Source organism: Mucilaginibacter gossypii (assembly GCF_900100945.1).
GTDB classification, from domain to species: Bacteria; Bacteroidota; Bacteroidia; order Sphingobacteriales; family Sphingobacteriaceae; genus Mucilaginibacter; species Mucilaginibacter gossypii.
Map to the genome: position 1 here is coordinate 100740 of NZ_FNCG01000019.1, position 18600 is coordinate 119339.

General features: G+C 41.8%; 15 protein-coding genes. 12 read left to right on the forward strand and 3 right to left on the reverse strand.

Going from position 1 to position 18600, the window contains the following annotated elements; translation table 11 throughout:
* Nucleotides 1–192: 192 nt before the first annotated feature.
* A complete protein-coding gene (locus tag BLS28_RS26065; RefSeq protein WP_091174689.1) occupies nucleotides 193–2481 on the reverse strand; it encodes an IPT/TIG domain-containing protein in 2289 nt (762 codons plus the stop codon).
* A 239-nt stretch (nucleotides 2482–2720) separates the two neighbouring features.
* Entirely contained in the window at nucleotides 2721–5609 is a 2889-nt protein-coding gene (uvrA, locus tag BLS28_RS26070) for an excinuclease ABC subunit UvrA (protein WP_091174725.1), read from the reverse strand.
* Between the two features lie 488 nt (nucleotides 5610–6097).
* Between uvrA and BLS28_RS26075 the strand changes: the two genes are divergently transcribed.
* From BLS28_RS26075 to BLS28_RS26110, 8 genes are all read left to right on the forward strand, one after another.
* Entirely contained in the window at nucleotides 6098–6682 is a 585-nt protein-coding gene (locus BLS28_RS26075; RefSeq protein ID WP_090534404.1) for an RNA polymerase sigma factor, read from the forward strand.
* A gap of 269 nt (nucleotides 6683–6951) precedes the next feature.
* Nucleotides 6952–7146, forward strand: a complete 195-nt coding sequence (locus BLS28_RS26080; RefSeq protein WP_091174692.1) for a hypothetical protein — start codon at nucleotides 6952–6954, stop codon at nucleotides 7144–7146.
* A gap of 243 nt (nucleotides 7147–7389) precedes the next feature.
* The gene (gene nth, locus BLS28_RS26085; RefSeq protein WP_091174695.1) at nucleotides 7390–8145 is read left to right on the forward strand and encodes an endonuclease III; all 756 of its coding nucleotides are present in this window, start codon (nucleotides 7390–7392) and stop codon (nucleotides 8143–8145) included.
* Between the two features lie 142 nt (nucleotides 8146–8287).
* Entirely contained in the window at nucleotides 8288–9310 is a 1023-nt protein-coding gene (gene recA / locus BLS28_RS26090) for a recombinase RecA (RefSeq protein ID WP_090534412.1), read from the forward strand.
* Nucleotides 9311–9494: 184 nt separating this feature from the next.
* Nucleotides 9495–10610 (forward strand): cyclopropane fatty acyl phospholipid synthase, encoded by a 1116-nt coding sequence (gene cfa / locus BLS28_RS26095; protein WP_091174697.1) that lies wholly within the window; start codon nucleotides 9495–9497, stop codon nucleotides 10608–10610.
* A gap of 202 nt (nucleotides 10611–10812) precedes the next feature.
* Nucleotides 10813–11097 carry a Bor/Iss family lipoprotein gene (locus BLS28_RS26100; RefSeq protein ID WP_143020878.1) on the forward strand — a complete coding sequence of 95 codons (285 nt, stop codon included), beginning with the start codon at nucleotides 10813–10815 and terminating at the stop codon, nucleotides 11095–11097.
* Nucleotides 11098–11103: 6 nt separating this feature from the next.
* Entirely contained in the window at nucleotides 11104–12612 is a 1509-nt protein-coding gene (locus BLS28_RS26105; RefSeq protein ID WP_091174702.1) for an FAD-binding protein, read from the forward strand.
* Nucleotides 12613–12689: 77 nt separating this feature from the next.
* Nucleotides 12690–13958 carry a hypothetical protein gene (locus tag BLS28_RS26110; protein WP_143020879.1) on the forward strand — a complete coding sequence of 423 codons (1269 nt, stop codon included), beginning with the start codon at nucleotides 12690–12692 and terminating at the stop codon, nucleotides 13956–13958.
* Here BLS28_RS26110 and BLS28_RS26115 read toward each other — a convergent pair.
* Nucleotides 13955–14434 carry a DinB family protein gene (locus BLS28_RS26115; RefSeq protein WP_091174707.1) on the reverse strand — a complete coding sequence of 160 codons (480 nt, stop codon included), beginning with the start codon at nucleotides 14432–14434 and terminating at the stop codon, nucleotides 13955–13957. The two genes, BLS28_RS26110 and BLS28_RS26115, sit on opposite strands and share 4 nt — an antisense overlap.
* Nucleotides 14435–14584: 150 nt before the next feature.
* On the opposite strand from BLS28_RS26115, the gene BLS28_RS26120 reads away from it, so the two are divergent.
* The 4 genes from BLS28_RS26120 to BLS28_RS26135 all read left to right on the forward strand — a co-directional run.
* Complete coding sequence (locus tag BLS28_RS26120) at nucleotides 14585–16306, forward strand: ArnT family glycosyltransferase (protein WP_091174710.1); 1722 nt, start codon at nucleotides 14585–14587, stop codon at nucleotides 16304–16306.
* Nucleotides 16307–16316: 10 nt separating this feature from the next.
* A complete protein-coding gene (locus BLS28_RS26125; RefSeq protein ID WP_090534425.1) occupies nucleotides 16317–17342 on the forward strand; it encodes a lipid A deacylase in 1026 nt (341 codons plus the stop codon).
* Between the two features lie 140 nt (nucleotides 17343–17482).
* Nucleotides 17483–18208 carry a DUF2490 domain-containing protein gene (locus BLS28_RS26130; protein WP_091174713.1) on the forward strand — a complete coding sequence of 242 codons (726 nt, stop codon included), beginning with the start codon at nucleotides 17483–17485 and terminating at the stop codon, nucleotides 18206–18208.
* A 79-nt stretch (nucleotides 18209–18287) separates the two neighbouring features.
* The coding region (locus BLS28_RS26135; RefSeq protein WP_176844571.1) for a transposase at nucleotides 18288–18600 on the forward strand (313 nt) is incomplete at its 3' end.

Consider the following 18600-nt stretch of genomic DNA (forward strand, 5'->3'; position numbering starts at 1 on the left):
GGTAATAAAATTTAGGTATTAGTAATATAAGTTAATTGCTGTAAACGAGCGTTTTAGATTAAATAGGTGCGGAAGAATAGTAAAGATAGATATTCGATTTTGGAATATCAAAGAGCTAAGCTGCTCGTAATGAAAAATAAAAAGCCCTTTAGTATATAAAAGGCTTTTTATTTTTTCAAGAAAGAAGAAGAGTTACCAGCTTGACCGGAATATGTGTGTGCCGGATAAGTTAGTTACAGTTATGTATATATAGGATCCCAGTTCAATTCCACCCAGGTAGCTGTAGCCCTGTGGTAGTGCGAAGCTTTTGAAAGTAGTGCCATCATTTGTTGATAAATTGAAGGTTTGGCTACCATAAGCTACATTAACACCGAAGGTTTTTACTACAAAACAGGTTTCATTGCCCACCAGATCCCACTGGTAGCCCTGGTTAACTGACCGATAGAGCTTTTGATCAGCAAGCCCGGGGTTTGATACCGGGCTGAATGCACAATAAAGACTGTAGTTGGTTGTTTTAAGAAAATCTCTGCAGCCTTCATTAAAATGATAAATTCCCGTAACAGAGCTGTATGATTGATTCCACGTGGTGCCTTTATCTATTGATGAATAAAGCTTAGTGGCATTGTGCGATGCAGTGTTTTTAGCGGTATCAATGGCAAAAATGTATTTGCTGTTTGGGAAACTGGTGAAGTAATCTAATTGAGCAGGCTGCGAATTGCCTGCCGTTGTCCAGGTTGTTCCTGCATCTAATGATGTATAGGTAGTTGAGCCGGAAACTAACATAAGTCTTTCACTGGTGCTCACAATACCGGTGAATCCTTTGTCCGGATTGTTTTTATCTGGTGTAAGCTTTGTCCAGTTTACACCGTCGGTTGATTTAGCTACGCCAAGGTTACTGGTTACATAAAATGCTTTTCCATCCTGGCTTAGCAGATGAATAATCACTTTGCTGTTTTTATTGAATGGCAGATTGTTATAAACATTGGTGAATGTTTTGTCGTCGGCACTAAAGAAAAGACTGCTCGTAACTGCTGCGCCGGTTACCAATAAGCCATTTCTTAAAGAGGCCATTTGATTGATGTTTTCCAGACCCGATGAATAAAAAATTTCCTGCCATTTAATATTAGGGTATGGCGGGTTAACCGTAAATGGGGCACTATCAGTCGACGTTTTGCCATTAACGGTGACTGTAACCCTGCCCGAAGTAACGCCTTGAGGTGCAATTACCTTAAGTGCTGTTCCTGCTGCAGTAAGTACATTTGCCTGTATCCCATTAAACTTTACAATGTTTGCGGCTGGTGTGCCTCCAAAATAATAACCTTGAATAACGATAGTGTCGCCGGCCCTGCCCTGGTAAGGTGAAAGAAATTGCACCTGCGGAAGGTTAAGGTAAGTAAATACCGGACCTGTAACAGTTGCAGACGAACCAACGGTTACCGTTACGTTGCCTGTTGAGCCATCCAACGCAGCTTTAACCTTAATTTTGGTTGGGGTTGCCGAAATTATAACAGCTCCTGCATTGTTAAAGCGAACTCTGTTACCGTCAATTGAGCTGTTGAAATTGGTGCCGTTAATGGTAACGGTATCTCCGGCCCTGCCGCTGGTTGGGCTGATTGAAGTTATAGTTGCCGGCGATGAAATTGTAAACATGGGGCCGGTTATTACGTCATTGTCTTTTACTTTTAAGGTTACCACACCAGTTGTGGCACTGGCCGGTACTGTTACTTTAATGGTGGTGCTTATAGCCGATACCACTTTGGCATCGGTACCATTAAATTTCACAATATTTTCGGTTAAGGTGGCGCTGTAATTAGTGCCGGTAATGGATACAGTATCCGCAATAAACCCGCTTAGCGGACTTATATTTTCAATAGTTGGCTTGCTTACAATAGGTGTTGGATCGGTGATTTGTGATTTTGGTTTTGTATTGGTTGTGAAGTCGTTTATTGTGTATGAACCCGTAGCTGTAAATGATTTACCTGCAGCATCGGTAAAAGTAATATTGAATTTTATTGTAGCTGTGTTACCACTCAAAGAAACAGTAATGCTCCCCGAAACAGCATAATAAGTATTGCCCCCGCTGATATATTGCACATAGCTTTGTACTACGGAGTTAGTAACGGCATCCACTTTTAAACGAGGGTTACCGGGATTTGATGAGGTTCCCGTTTTTTTGTTAATAACAGCAGTGCCGGGTTTAAAATCATTCACAAAAAAGGTGATCTTGCTTCCATTGGTGTTTAATGTAGCCGTAGTAAGCAAGGCCTTAATATCGTCGCCGCTTGTTGTGTAATAGGTTGATGAAAAATCAGTCGCTTCAATTGCATAATCGGCACCATCAATTTTTGCAGTAAAAGCAGCCGTAGGTTTTGTTTCTATATCATCTTTGGGCTTTTTGTATTTGGAACAGGATACGCCTAATACAATAAGTAAAAGCCAAAAGCATGAAGCCTTGAAACAGGTTTGTAGAGATAAATTCATATTTGTGATATTTCGATAATTAATAAGGTTAGGTTGGCAAGCTTTGGGAAGATTGCCGTAACTATTAAATACAAATAGTTAATTGTTATTCTGATACGTAAAAACGTGGGTACATGTTACATAAGCAAAGCGTATAAGGGTGCATTATACGCTTTGCTCTTATATCTGTAAGTTTATTTTATGAAAACTTAACTAAAATATAATATAGCAAGGGATAAGCCTGCTTAAACATTGATCAATTAAAACCGCTCTTTCAAAAACTTGCCCGTATAGCTGTCTTTTTGTTTTAGAAGGTCCTCAGGAACGCCCTCAAATACAACTTTACCGCCCCGGTCTCCACCTTCCGGGCCAATATCGATAACCCAGTCCGCACATTTGATCACATCCATGTTGTGTTCAATAACAATAATGGTGTTGCCATGATCAAGGAGGGCATCAAATGATTTCAGCAGTTTTTTAATATCGGCAAAATGTAGGCCGGTAGTGGGTTCGTCAAAAATGAAAAGAGTTTTACTAGTATTGTTCCCCTTTACCAGGAATGATGCCAGTTTGATGCGCTGTGCTTCGCCTCCAGATAACGTATTTGACGATTGACCTAAATGCACATACCCTAAACCAACATCAACCAAAGGTTTTATTTTGGCGATGATCTTTGGCTCTTTGGCAAAAAACTCAACGGCTTCATCGATAGTCATGTTCAGGATCTCCGATACATTTTTTTCTTTGTACTGGATATCTAAAATATGCTGCTTGAAACGATGGCCCCCGCAGGTTTCGCAGGTAAGAAAGATATCTGCCATAAATTGCATCTCTATCTTAACTTCACCTTCGCCCTGGCAAACATCGCAACGGCCGCCTTCAACATTAAAAGAAAATGCAGAGGGTTTTAGCCCGGCGGCTTTTGCTGCCGGCTGAGCGGCGTACAGGTTGCGGATCTCGTCCCAGGCTTTAACATAAGTAACCGGGTTTGAGCGCGATGAACGGCCTATTGGGTTTTGGTCAACCAGTTCAACCTGTTCAATTTTGCCATAATCACCATCAATAGCATCGTATGAGCCCGTTTGTTCGCCCGAATAATTGCCCAATGCCTTTTGAACGGCCGGGGCAAGGATGCGTTTTACCAAACTGGTTTTACCTGAGCCGGATACGCCCGTAACAACAGTAAGCACGCCTAACGGAAATTTTGCGGTGACATGTTTCAGGTTGTTTTCGCGCGCGCCTTTTATTTCGATAAAATCGTGCCATTTGCGGCGGCTTGCGGGGATAGCTATTTCTTCCCTGCCGCTCAGGTATTTGCCGGTGAGGCTTTTATCGTCTTTTATAATTTCGTTATAAGTACCGGTAAAAATCAGCTCGCCGCCATGGGTGCCAGCCTCCGGGCCAATATCAATAATGTGATCGGCAGCTTTCATGATCTCTTCCTCATGCTCAACAACCAATACGGTGTTGCCCACATCGCGGAGGGATTTTAGTACGCTAATCAGCCTTTGGGTATCACGCGGATGCAAACCAATGCTCGGCTCATCTAACACGTAAACCGAACCTACAAGACTGCTGCCTAAAGAGGTAGCCAGGTTAATACGTTGTGACTCACCGCCGGATAGGGTGTTTGATAAACGGTTAAGTGTTAAGTAGCTTAACCCTACATCATTCAAAAAGCCAAGGCGGTTGGTGATCTCCATTAGTAAGCGTTTGCCGATTTTAGCGTCGGTCTCGCTCAGTTCAAGCGATTTGAAAAACTCGAACGCTTTATCCAACGGCATTAACACCACATCAGTGATTGATTTTTCGCTGATTTTTACGTAAGAAGCGTCTATCCGTAAACGGCTGCCCTTACACTCCGGGCAAGTAGTTTTACCCCTGTATCGCGATAGCAAAACACGGTACTGGATCTTATACGTTTGTTCTTCCATTTCTTTGAAAAACTCGTCAAGGCCACGGAAAAACTTATTGCCGGTCCAGAGCAGGCGCTGCTCTTTTTCGGTTAGTTGATTGTATTGGCGGTGGATAGGGAAGTCGAACTTTAAGGCATGTCTTACCAGTGCATCGTTCCATTCGCGCATTTTTTCGCCGCGCCAGGGGGCAATGGCCCCCTCATAAATGGATTTGCTTTTATCCGGGATAACCAGGTCTTCATCAATACCGATCACCTTGCCGTAACCTTCGCATTTTTTACATGCGCCATACGGATTATTAAAGCTGAAGAAGTTTGGCGTAGGCTCTTCAAACTTCAATCCGTCTAACTCAAAACGGTCGCAAAAAAAGCGCTCATGCTCGGTATCGTTGTCAGGTTGCTGGAAGCGAACAAAACAATCGCCTTTGCCTTCAAAAAAGGCAGTCTGTATGGAGTCGCCTAAGCGGCTAATAGTTTCGTCTTCCTCATTCTTGGTAACGCGGTCAACAACTATGCGTACTACAATTTGCTGATCAATTTCGGTAGTTTCTGCAGCGGCTTTTTTTGTCTTTGTTTTTTTGATCTCGACTGTTGGTTCAGCCGCCATCAAAGGAACGTTCTCTACTGTTTCATCCTCTAATAAAGATTCGATACGCGAAAGTTTGCCATTGTATTCAACACGAACAAAACCTTTTTGCATCAATACTGCAAGTTCCTCTTTAAGGCTCCGGTTATTGTGCGGGTGCAATGGAGCAAGAATGGTTACCTGGGTTTCGTTAGGCAATGAAAGCACAAAGTTAACCACATCGGTCACCGAGTCTTTTTTTACGATATTGCCTGATATGGGCGATATCGTTTTACCGATACGTGAAAAAAGCAGTTTTAAATAATCGTAGATCTCGGTTGATGTACCAACGGTTGAACGTGGGTTTGAGGTAATTACCTTTTGCTCAATAGCTATAGCCGGTGCAATGCCTTTAATATAATCAACATCGGGCTTGTTCATACGGCCCAAAAACTGGCGAGCGTATGATGAAAGGCTTTCCACATAGCGGCGCTGACCTTCGGCGTACAAAGTATCGAAAGCGAGCGATGATTTGCCCGAACCCGACATGCCGGTAACTACCACCAGTTTATTTTTGGGAATAGCCACATCAAGGTTTTTAAGGTTGTGCACCCTTGCGCCTTTTATAATAATATGCTTTTGCGGATCTTTTTCTGCTTCTTTACTCATGCTGTTTTTTGGTCGATAGTCCATGGCCTATAGACCATAGCTAAATCAGTGCCATGGTCTATGGGCTATCGGCTATGGACTTTATTTTGCGAATGCAAAAATCCTAAAAAATTTAGCAGAATCCAAATGAGTTTTGATTGTTTATTGGATTAAACTACGTGAAATATTGGAGTTTACAGTTTGCTGACTTTTTAAAACTTAATGTTGTTTTAACAACTACTTTTTAAAAAATTTATTTTGGCGAATGATTAAACCTTCGGTATTAAAAATAAGTCTAACGGAAGTGTGCCAAATAAATGATGGTTTTATAGGTAATTATACCGATTAATAGTAAAGTAGGGCGCGAAAAAAAAAAATTTTATTTGTTATTTTACCAATAATTTATTTTATTTGAGCAAACAAATCTTTAACCCCTAAGGAGCACGCTATAGAATATACTTTACTTTAAAAGGTTTTAACTAAGAATTAAGTTTTAAGTAGTACTTTCTATGGATTTTCAATTGAAGAGTGATCAGGATCTAATCCATCTATATGTAGCCGGCGACGAAGCCGGTTTAGTAGAATTGATAAGGCGTTACCAATCAAAAATATATACTTCTATTTACTTGCTGGTAAAAGACGAATACCTTGCCGAAGATATTTTTCAGGATGCATTTATAAAGGTGATTAACACCCTTAAAGCCGGTAAATATAACGAAGAGGGTAAATTTTTGCCGTGGGTAACACGTATTGCACATAACCTGGTGATTGACCATTTTCGCCGTGAAAAACGTGCGCCTATGATCAGCAATGGCGATGATTTCGACATTTTTGAAGTGCTTGGTAATTATGACGAAAGTACCGAGGACAAGATGGTTAGGGATCAAACCCATAAAGATCTTAAAGCACTGATCCAACTGCTTCCATCCGAACAAAAGGAGGTGCTCATTATGCGCCACTTTGGGGATATGAGTTTTAAAGAGATTGCCGATATTACCGATGTTAGCATCAATACCGCCCTTGGCCGTATGCGCTATGCCCTTAATAACCTCCGCAAAATGATGCAGAGCAAAGAGCTCAGCCTGAAAAATTAGTTTTTCGGTATAAGAGATTAGATATAAAGGTTAGGATATTATTGTTTAGGTTAAACCGGATAATAATATTCTAACCTTATTTTTTGTCTAAAATTCTGTTATTGTTTCATTAGTTGCTGATATAAAGTTATTTACTGTTGCAATAACGTAATTCATAGCTTCCGGTAGCTAATTTTGTTAAATAAAAATTTCATTTAATTTTCATTTAACAAAATATTATCTTTAAGCCACCGTTATAAACCATATAAAAATTATAGTAAAATAAGCTTATGGATGAAACCTTTACAAAAACGTTAAATGCATTAGCTAACGAAGCTGAAATGAACAGGAATGTACAAGAAAATCTGGACGCCGACGAAGTGATTTTTTACAATTCAATTCGTGCTGATTTGGACCTGCTGATCAGGAAACCCAAAGTGCAAACTATACACCAGATCCTGGATTATTCAAAAAGCTTACGTTAGTATTTATTGCGGATTCCCCCACTGGTTCATAGATCATAATTGTTGAAAAGGTTACCGATGCGAATCGAAAACCAAAACCCAATAAGTGATTTATGAACCTTTCTATTTTAAGATGGTTCAGTAGTTCACTGGTTTATTCGTTCATTGGTGAAAAGTTTGATAGTTTTGGAAAGTGGTTTATAAGGATGTATTTGCCATAAGCAAAGCACCAATAAACTAATGAACGAATGAACCAGTGAACTAATGTTAAAAGCCGAACGCTATCGCCATTTTGTTGATTATTTTTCTAAAAACCAGCCTAACCCGGTTACTGAGCTGCACTATAATAACCCATTCCAATTATTGGTGGCCGTTATACTTTCGGCACAGTGTACTGATAAACGGATTAACCAGGTAACGCCGGCACTGTTTGAGCGTTTTCCTACTCCGCAAGATCTGGCTGCCGCAACATCCGACGAAGTTTTTGCATACATCCGGTCAGTAAGTTATCCTAATAATAAAGCCAAACATTTGGTAGGCATGGGCAAAATGCTGATGGAAGTTTTTAATGGCGAAATACCTTCGGGGATCGAAAATCTGCAAAAATTACCAGGTGTAGGCCGTAAAACTGCCAATGTGATCGCTTCGGTTATTTTTGAAGAACCGGCCATGGCTGTTGATACACATGTTTTTAGGGTGGCCAACCGCATTGGCTTAACTAATAATGCCCGTACCCCGTTGGCGGTTGAAAAACAGTTGGTCCAAAATATTCCTAAAGAATATATAGGTGTTGCACATCACTGGCTTATATTGCATGGCCGGTATATTTGTTTGGCGCGCAGCCCTAAATGCGATATTTGTCCGCTTACGTGGTTTTGTCGCTATTATGAGCGCAATAATACAGAAGCCGCGCTGCAAAGGCTTGAAGCTGCAAAACTTAAGAAGGCCAAAGAAGCTAAAAAGAAAAAGGCCCTTAATATTATAGATAAGGAGTTGAGGAAGAGAAGTGTGGATAATTAGTTGAGTAAGTGGATAGATGACTTAGTGAGTAGTTATTATATTTACTTAATACATTCCAATCAACCAGTCGCAAAAAAATAAATTACTAAAAAAATTAGTAATTTTAAAAAATGTAATTATATTTGTTGAAGAAATTAATACGATGGCTAACATAGATAAAAATAGCGCTGATAAATTGAAGGCATTACAGCTTACATTAGATAAGCTGGAAAAATCATACGGTAAAGGTACCATCATGAAATTGGGCGAATCCGTAGTTGAACAAACTGAAGTTATATCAACCGGCTCATTAGGGCTTGATATTGCTTTGGGAGTTAACGGTTTGCCTAAAGGAAGGATCATTGAGATCTACGGGCCTGAATCGTCAGGTAAAACAACTTTGGCTATCCATGCCATTGCCGAATCGCAAAAGAACGGTGGAATTGCAGCCTTTATTGATGCGGAGCACGCTTTCGATCGTTTTTATGCCAAGAAATTAGGCGTGGATGTTGAAAACCTGCTGATCTCCCAGCCTGATAATGGTGAACAGGCACTGGAAATTGCCGATAACCTAATCCGTTCGGGCGCTATTGATATTTTGGTTATCGACTCTGTTGCAGCGTTGGTTCCTAAAGCCGAGATAGAAGGCGAAATGGGCGATTCAAAAATGGGCCTGCATGCACGTTTAATGTCCCAGGCATTACGTAAGCTAACCGGCACTATCAGCAAAACAGGATGCTGCTGTATCTTTATTAACCAGCTGCGCGATAAGATCGGTGTTATGTTTGGCAACCCTGAAACCACTACTGGTGGTAATGCATTGAAATTTTATGCTTCGGTACGTTTGGATGTACGCCGTATTTCCCAAATTAAAGACACTGATGAGGTTTCCGGTAACCGCGTAAAGGTTAAGATCGTTAAGAATAAAGTTGCCCCTCCGTTCCGTGTAGCCGAGTTTGATATCATGTTTGGCGAAGGTATTTCAAAGGCCGGTGAGATCATTGACCTGGGTGTTGAATACAACATTATTAAAAAAGCAGGGTCATGGTTTAGCTATGGCGAAACCCGTTTAGGCCAGGGGCGTGATGCTGTTAAACAACTGATCCTTGATAACCCTGAGCTACAGGAAGAATTGGAAAATAAGATCAAAGAAACAGTAACCGGCGAAAGCATGGAAGAAGTATAATTGGGATTATACTGATCTTTAAAGTGATTTAATGAATATATAAGAAGGCCTCCTGTAAGGGGGCTTTTTTTGTAAAATTGCCGCGGGTTTGGCGTAGTGTAACCCGCGGCAGTACTATGTTAGCAATTGTTCCTGTTTTTCCGCAAAAAGAATATCTTTATCACCGCATAAACCGGAAAAAGCTATGGGATCATCAAAAGAGATTGTTACAAATATGTTTGCTTCAGGTGGTATTACCGTGAATGGCAATAACCCATGGGATTTACAGGTACGCAATCCTAAATTGTATGATCGTGTGCTGGCAGGAGGGTCTTTAGGTTTTGGGGAAGCCTACATGGAAGGTTGGTGGGATTGTGAAGCGCTTGACGAATTTTTTTTTCGCGTCCAGTATCACCGGGTTGATAAAATGATCCCGCGCGACTTAAATACGCTTAAATACTTTCTCAAGGCAAAATTTAGTAATCAGCAAACCAAATCAAAGGCAAAAGAAGTTGCACACAAGCATTATGATATTGGCAACGACCTGTTTGAGTTGATGCTTGATAAGCGGATGATATACTCCTGTGCCTATTGGGAAACTGCACAAACATTGGATGAGGCCCAGGAAGCTAAGCTTGATCTGATTTGTCGTAAGTTAAAATTGGAACCAGGCATGAGCTTACTTGATATAGGCTGCGGATGGGGCGGCCTCCTTCAATATGCGGCCGAAAAGTATGGCGTAAAAGGGATAGGCGTAACCCTTTCAGAAGAGCAGGCCATTATTGCAAAGGAGATTAACAAAGGTTTGCCTGTGGAGATCAGGGTGCAGGATTATCGCGATGTACATGAAAAATTCGACAGGATAGTTTCTGTGGGGATGCTTGAACATGTTGGCTACCGTAATTATCGCATCTTTATGGAAAGGGTGAACGAAAATTTAGCAGATGACGGTATTTGCCTTCTTCATACCATAGGCGGTAATTACTCAACTAAAGTTACCGATCCCTGGATTGCAAAATACATATTTCCGAATGGTATGCTGCCATCTGCAGCACAACTCTCAACAGCATGGCAGGGCTTATTTATTTTGGAAGATTGGCATAACTTCGGCGTATATTACGACCGAACCTGTATGGAGTGGCGTAAAAAATTTGAGCAAAGCTGGCCGCAGCTTAACGTTAAATATGGTGATACCTTTTACCGCATGTGGCGCTACTATCTTAGTGCCAGCGCTGCATCCTTCCGCTCAAGAAAAAACCATTTATGGCATATTGTTTTAACCAAACCAAAGCATCTGGGATTGTACAAATCAATAAGATAAGCCCCTTCTTTTCATTAATCAAATAAATGACGTAAAAGTACGTATTCAATAAACGTGTTTTTACTTAATTGAAAATCAAGTATTTGGATTTACTTTATTGTATTTTAGGAATTTCCCAAATACTTACAATATGTTGCCATCACGTTTGAACAGGCCCCTGTATTTTTATAGGAAGCTTATCCCTGCTGTTTTAATCTCATTAATGCTGTGCAGTTGTTACACGGCCCGTGTCGAAACAAAGGCGCAGGCTGGGTCAGAGGTATCGCACCAGAATGTAAACTTCTTTTTTTGGGGAGCTATCCAAAGCCCCAAGCGAATCGTTACTCCTATATGTGATTCCCTTGGCTCCAATGGTATGGCCGAAGTTACGGTGAAGAATAATTTCGGTTATTCCTTGCTTACTGTTGTAACCTTAGGTATCTGGAGCCCTGCAAGGGTAGAGTGGAAATGCGGTAAACCTTGCGCCAAAGATGGCGTAATCAAATAAGCGGCTATGAAAGTTATTAAAACAGGAGTCAGCAGTTGGGAAAACCGGCACGAAACTTTTACCGAGCAAATTAAAGATCTGTATGAATTAGGCAACGAAGACAATCTTGATGCCCTTGAAGGTTATAATGACGCTACCAAAGGGCTTCAAAACCTGATTAAAGAAGCTATTGAGACCGGTACCCCATTACGATCATTGGGCGCTGGCTGGTCGTGGACAAAAATAGCAACGGTTAAAGATGGTGTAATGCTGGATACAAAACCCCTTAACACCAGGTTTACTATTGCCGATACAGCCGTAAACCCTGCTTACACTGGCAACAAAGACCACCTGCTTTTTGCACAAAGTGGCAACGGTATTTGGGAACTCGGCGCATTTTTGAAAAACAGGGGCCTGTCACTCAAAACTTCCGGTGCCAGCAACGGGCAAACTATAGCTGGTGCAGTGAGTACAGGAACTCATGGCTCGGCGTTTGATTTTGGTGCCACACCAGATTTTGTAGTAGGGCTCCATATTGTGGTAAGTCCCGACAGGCACATTTGGTTGGAAAGAGCCTCCGCTCCCATTGTAGCGCAACGGTTTATGGATCTGCTGCAAACCGAGCTGGTACAGGATGATGAACTTTTCAATGCCGCATTGGTAAGTTTTGGGAGCTTCGGTATTATCCACGGCGTACTAATGGAAACAGAACCCCTGTTTTTGTTAGAAACTTATGTGCAACGGTTACCTTATGATGCCGAACTGCAGGGTATGATGGCAACACTTGATTTTAGCGATACCGATAAGCTGCCATGCGGTAACGAGCGCCCTTTCCATTTTTCGGTACTGCTTAATCCGTACGATCTGGATAAAGGGGCATTTGTAACCACTATGTATAAGCGCCCGTATCGTACCAACTATCAGCCCCCGGTTGATAACGCGGCGGGGATCGGCCCGGGAGATGATGCTGCCAGTTTTATAGGTACTATTACTGATGCTGTGCCCGCTTTAGTTCCGGTTGTAGTTACCAAGGTGTTAAATATCAGCATGACAACTAATACTGATCCTCATTTTGGTACGCTGGGCGAAATTTTTAGCAATACTACGTTAAGAGGAAAACTATTGAGCTCTGCCATCGGTTTCCCGGCAGAACTTTCGCCAAGGGTTGCCGATTTGATGTTGAAGATCAATAAAGATATCGGCCCTTTCAGCGGTGTATTTTCATTTAGGTTTGTTAAGCAAACCAAAGCCACATTGGGCTTTACCCGGTTTGAACATACCTGCATTATGGAGTTGGATGCACCACTATCAGACAAAGCTTATAACTTTTATACCCAGGTATGGCTGATGCTTGAGCATGAAAATATCCCCTTTACATTTCATTGGGGCAAGGCCAACGAAATTACCCCACAACGCATCCAAAGAATGTACGGCGATGCAGCTACCCGGTGGGTCAACGCCCGGAAAACCCTGCTCAATGCCGACTGCCAGAAAGTTTTTACCAATCAAATTACGCAGCAATGGGGGCTGGCCTGAAATATATTAACCGGAGAAACTATACAGCGTGGCTTAAAATCATAGTAAGTGGTCTGCTCTTTTTCTGTTCAGGCTTCTTGCAATCTAAAGCTCAAACCACTACACAGATCATCAATGAGATAAAGGCGATAAACAGCAAAGTGACTAACTATTCTAACAGCACAGGCCATGGGATGCTGATCTCTAATAAAAGCATGAATATCTTCCTGTCCAATAAGGTGAGCTCCTACCTCTCCGGTAATGAAGACCTTTCGTTGTATAAAAATTATGTTAATATCAACGCTGCGGAAGGGATGATCAGCATCAATCATAATTTTCACCAACCGGTTGATAGTGATGATTGGGTAAGGTCATTTGTAGTAGCAGGGGCGAGGGTAAATATAGCAAACGCGTATTCGGCAAAAAGTGCTAACAGGTATTATGATAATCAATTGGGTTTTACCATTCAAAAAACTTGGATGGGAAAGCCGAAAACTTATTACGCAGCCAATGGTGATTTTAAAAAGGAGATGGATGCAGCCCGGGCATTGATGGTAAATACAATCGCTCAAAGTATCAACAAAAAGGCCGAAGAGTTTGAGCAATCTCTTAACGCTTTGAAACAGGAGGAGGCGCCGGGACAAAATCTCAATGAGGTGAAAAGCAAACTTCGGGAAACCTTTTATGCTTCGCTCCGGGGAGATTATTTGCAACGGTTTTCCGAACAGCAATCAGAACTACTGGTAAATACAGGTAATTATGACCTGGTAACCGATAACTGGACAAGTCTGGGCGTTTATATCCCGGTTATCCCACAAAAATTTATGGTAAGCAATGATGTGAATGCACAGGTTAACAAACATTATAACTACCCGCTCGAATTATTTGTAAGTCATACTCGTTTCTGGGAAAGCCCTAAATTGGGCCGGTTCTTTTTAACCTTTGCCGGTAAAGGCTTTGTGAATAATACGGTACAAAGCGGTTCCTTATTTAGTGCTGATGTAACGGGAGCACAGGGAACAGATGGGATCAACACCGTCACCATAAATAAAGGTGACCGGTACATAGGCCAATATAAAAACTTTATAACACCCGTTGCGGCAGGTAAGTTAGTGTATATCCCCGGAACCTCGCATGTTGGCATTAGTTTCCGGATTGAAAAAAATTTGGGGACTTATAAAGCGCTCAACTCTATCATCGGCATCCCAATTGTTCTTATTGATAAAAAGGGAGTCACAGCCATAAATTTTGAAGCACAACTTTTGCTTCAGGACATCAATAATTCCTTAAAGAATACCCGACTGCCTTACAATAAAACAGCAATCGGGCTAACGGTAGGGATCCCGTTTAGTAAGATTGTATACTAAACAAGCTTACTCATCTCCTCCAAAACCGCTCTTTTCAAAGCCATGATATAACCGGTATGCAAACCATCATGAAATGGCAAAAAACGGATTGCTTCTTCTATATTGCTCAAGGTAACACCATAACGGGTGGTCATCGGTTGATAGTTTGAGAAAATACCTGTCTGGTAATCTTCCTCCATTTTATCAATAGTTGAAATAAGCAGCTCTTTAACCTCAGCAATATCATCGGCATTAATAAAACTTTGCGGCTTTGTTTCGGGACGGTAGGGGGTATAGTACTTGTCATCAACCACAATAGGTACGCCTGCACGTGTATAGCAAATACCTTGTTGTCCGGAAATCATATGCGCCAGGTTCCAGATCAGGTTGTTATTAAACCCTGCGGGGATGTGGTTAAGTTGTTCGGGGCTAAGATCTTTAACAACGTTTAACAGCATCAGGCGCGGTTTTTTGATAACCTCAAATTCTTGTTTCATTTTATATTGGATGGGTTAAGGCTTTCCAGCTGCGCTAAATTATGAAGATTGTGGTATGTTTTTCGTCAAATTATCACATCGCCGCTGCCAACGTTTTATGGCTTATATCTTTTATCATACCTTTGCCCATTCATTTACTCATCCATTTTAATGCAGGATACCTCTTTAAATAGCGCGCCGGTAAAATATAACAAGCCAATAATTTATTTTTTACTGTTGTGGGCTTTGCTAAATGCCGTACAGGCATTTACCCTGGAGATCCATGCGGATGAGGCCTACTACTGGGTTTACTCGCGTTTTTTAGACTGGGGATATTATGACCATCCGCCTATGGTGGCCGTTTTCATTAAAGCAGGTTACAGTCTCATACATAATGAATTTGGGGTGAGGCTCTTTACAGTGATGAGCACCACCGCATCTTTATACCTGATGTGGCTGATGCTAAAGCGCTATAGGGTTGATGCCATCAACTTTATACTGGTGGTTTCGGGCATCTTTGTATTCCATATTTATGGTTTTACCACCACACCTGATGCCCCTTTGCTGTTTTTCACGGTGCTGTTCCTGTATTTTTATCAGCAATATATTGAAGAGGACAGCTTAAAACTTGCCATTATATTGGGCGTGGTGATAGCCTGCCTGCTATATAGTAAGTACCATGGCATTTTGTTGGTTGCTTTCACGCTTGTATCTAATATAAAATTGCTTAAGCGAGGGTCTTTTTACGGAATTGTGCTGCTGGCGCTTGCTTTGTATGCACCGCATATCCTGTGGCAGGTAAACCACGATTATCCTTCAATAAGCTATCACCTTAGCGAGCGTTCGGCCGATGACTACCAGTTGGATAATACCTATTTATATCCATTGGGGCAGTTGATAATGGCCGGGCCGCTGATTGGCTGGTTCCTTTTTTATAAAGGATTTACAACCAAAATACAAGATGTTTTCACCCGCACCCTGCTCGTAAACAGCGCGGGCATTTTAGCATTCTTTTTTCTCACCTCCTTTAAAGGTGAAGTACAGCTCCATTGGACACTGATTGCTTATGTGCCGTTGAGCATGCTGGTGCTCATCAGTTTTGCCAGGCCGGGAGGCAAACCTACCTGGTTTAACCGTTTGGCTGTTATAAACCTCAGCCTGATTTTGCTTGTTCGTATCTGTATTATCTGGGGGCCTCCGTTGTTGCTAAAGATCGATGCCATGAAAAGCTTTTTCGGCTTTAAGGATTGGGCTCATCAGATCCAGAAAAAGGCAGGCAATAATTATGTGATATTTTATGACGGTTTTCAGGATCCGTCCAAATACAATTTTTATAATAACACCACCCGTGGGCTTGCCTATGATTCACGCCATTATCGCCGTACCCAGTATGATATCTGGCCTATAGAAGACAGCATTCAGCATAAAAAAACTTATTATGTACTGGATGTTTGGTTGCCCGGTGTAACAACCGATTCCATTAACGTATTTGCCGGTAAATGGTATGGCGGTTGGGTCGACGATACGCGCACTTATCAGCGGGTTGAATTTGAAACACTTGCTCCCAAAGAAGCCGTTAGTCCGGGGCAAAAAATAGATTTCGACCTTACGGTTAAAAATCCTTATCCATTCGCCATTGATTTCAGTAATAAAAATCAAAAGCACCCTGTATTTTTTGAAGCCTGTTTCTTTAAAAAGACTGATCAGATCACTAATCAAAAGGCAGATGATTCATTCCATAACATTGCCCTAAAGCCGGGCGAAAGCACTCATTTTAAATTTAACGTAACAGCACCGGAGCAGCCTGGCAGATATCAACTCATTTTTTCATTGCGTACCGAACCATTTTTTGGCGGCCGTAACAGCAAGAGCATCAACATTACAGTAAAATAATAAATCGACTATGTTTAAACGGATATACCTTTTTGTCTTTTTTTCGATCATAACCACCACTGCAGCCCTTGCACAGGGTAGCCTTGATATCCATTTTAATGGCTTGGGTTTTATGGATAACCGGGAGTACAAAGATTTTGTTGCCCGCTCACGCACCTATTCGGGTGTGCGTACCGCGCTTGACCTGGGCTTGAATATCGATAGTGTGAACCACTTTATTGTAGGGGTTAACGGCATTCATGAGTTTGGTGCAAAACCATATTTTTTGAAAGTTAATCCAGTTGCTTATTACAGCTTTACCGGTAAAAACTGGCTGTTCAATGCCGGTGCTTTCCCGCGCGAGGGTTTGCTGGATGATTATCCACGGGCTCTACTGAACGATACTTTGCGCTACTATCGCCCCAATGTTGAGGGTTTGCTTACTCGTTTTCATAATGCCCACTTTACCGAAACTGCCTGGATTGACTGGGTAAGCCGCCAAACCGTTACCGATCGTGAGCAGTTCCTGTTCGGTTTTTCGGGTAAATACCGACCAAGCTTAACCGGGCCCTTTTATGTTTCGCACTATTTTTTGCTGATGCATGATGCAGGGGCTGAGGTGCTTTTACCAAACGACCACATCCAGGATAATGGCGGCGGACAAATAAGATTAGGGCTCGACTTAAGTCATAAAACCATTTTAGATTCGTTATCTATTGAAGCAGGCGGCATGATGTCGTTTGAGCGGGTTAGGGGTGTTGATGGTTTTCATAAACCCGCCGGCTTTGTAGCTAATGCTTATTTAAGCTGGAAACGTTTTGCCCTATTTGACGAATTTTACAAAGGCCAGGGCAGCCATATTATTTACGGCGACGCGTTTTTTGAAAAGAAAACTTATAACCGTTTAGATATTATTTACACGCCGTTTTTATACAAGCGTGTAAAGGGACAGTTTATATTAAGCCTGCACCAAACACCGGGATACAGCAGCAACCAGGAAGCCTTCAGGGTAACGGTTGATCTGGGCCGCCAAACCCTGGTAAGGTTTAAGGATTAGTAAAGCTATGCGTAGAGACGCAGCACATGCGTCTCTACTTTAATAAAACGACAGATCCTGCAAATTTCTGTCGCAAAAAGAGACGCATGTAATGCGTCTCTACAATAAATGTTAACCTTTATAACACACATATATCATCCATGCAATTAAAAAAACAACTATTAATTTTCGCAGTACTACTGCTCGCGGCACCTGCAAGGCTGCTTGCGCAAGACAACCAGTTTTCGGGCTGGGCGGCTATTTTTCACAGCCAAAAATTATCCGAACATTGGGGTTATTCGTTCGACGGACAATTGCGCTCGCATGATGAAGTAAGTTACCTAAAGCATATCCTGCTCCGTCCTTCGGCTAATTATTATTTTGCCAAAAACAAGGTAGGGGCCTTGGGTTATGCCTACATAGCTACCTATGGCCGAACTCCAAGTAACGAAACAACATTTCGCCCGGAGCACCGCATTTGGCAGCAGTACACATATACCCATAAGCTTACCAAACATGTGCAATTGGCACATCGTTTTAGGTTAGAGCAGCGCTTTTTAGGGAACACTGCCGATAATAAAAACGATCGGTATTTTGCCCAGCGTTTCAGGTATTTTGCCCGTGCAGTGATCCCGATGAAACCGGATTCGGATGTATTTACAGAAGGTACTTTCCTCGCCCTGCAAAACGAGGCCTTTGTAAACGTTCAAAATAAGAATAAAGTTAATAAACACTTTTTTGATCAAAACCGTGCTTACGTAGCGGTTGGCTACCGCTTTAGCAAATCATTTGACGCCGAAGCTGGTTATCTTAATCAATACATTAAACAAGCCGATGCCTATGTGGTAAACCATGTAGCACAGCTGGCTTTTTATACAAGGTTTTAATAACTAAGCGATTTCTAAGGCTCCCCTCTTGAGAGTAATAGCCCATGAAAAGGCAGGAATAATTTGTATATTTATGATAATGAATATCATAGAGACGATTAAGCGTTTTCCAGATCAGTCCAGTTGCATAGACTATCTTGAAGGATTAAGATGGCAAGGATTGCCAGAATGCCCGTATTGCAACAGCAAACGGAGCAGCAAGCGCCAGGAAAGCCAACGGCATATTTGCAATAGCTGTAACCGCAGCTATAGCGTTTTGGTCGGCACTGTTTTCGAGGGCACCAAACTTCCTTTGCCGCAATGGTTTTTGGCTATTTCATTAATGCTGAATGCGAAAAAGGGGTTATCTGCACGTCAGTTAAGCAGGGATCTGGGATGCAATCGTAAGACAG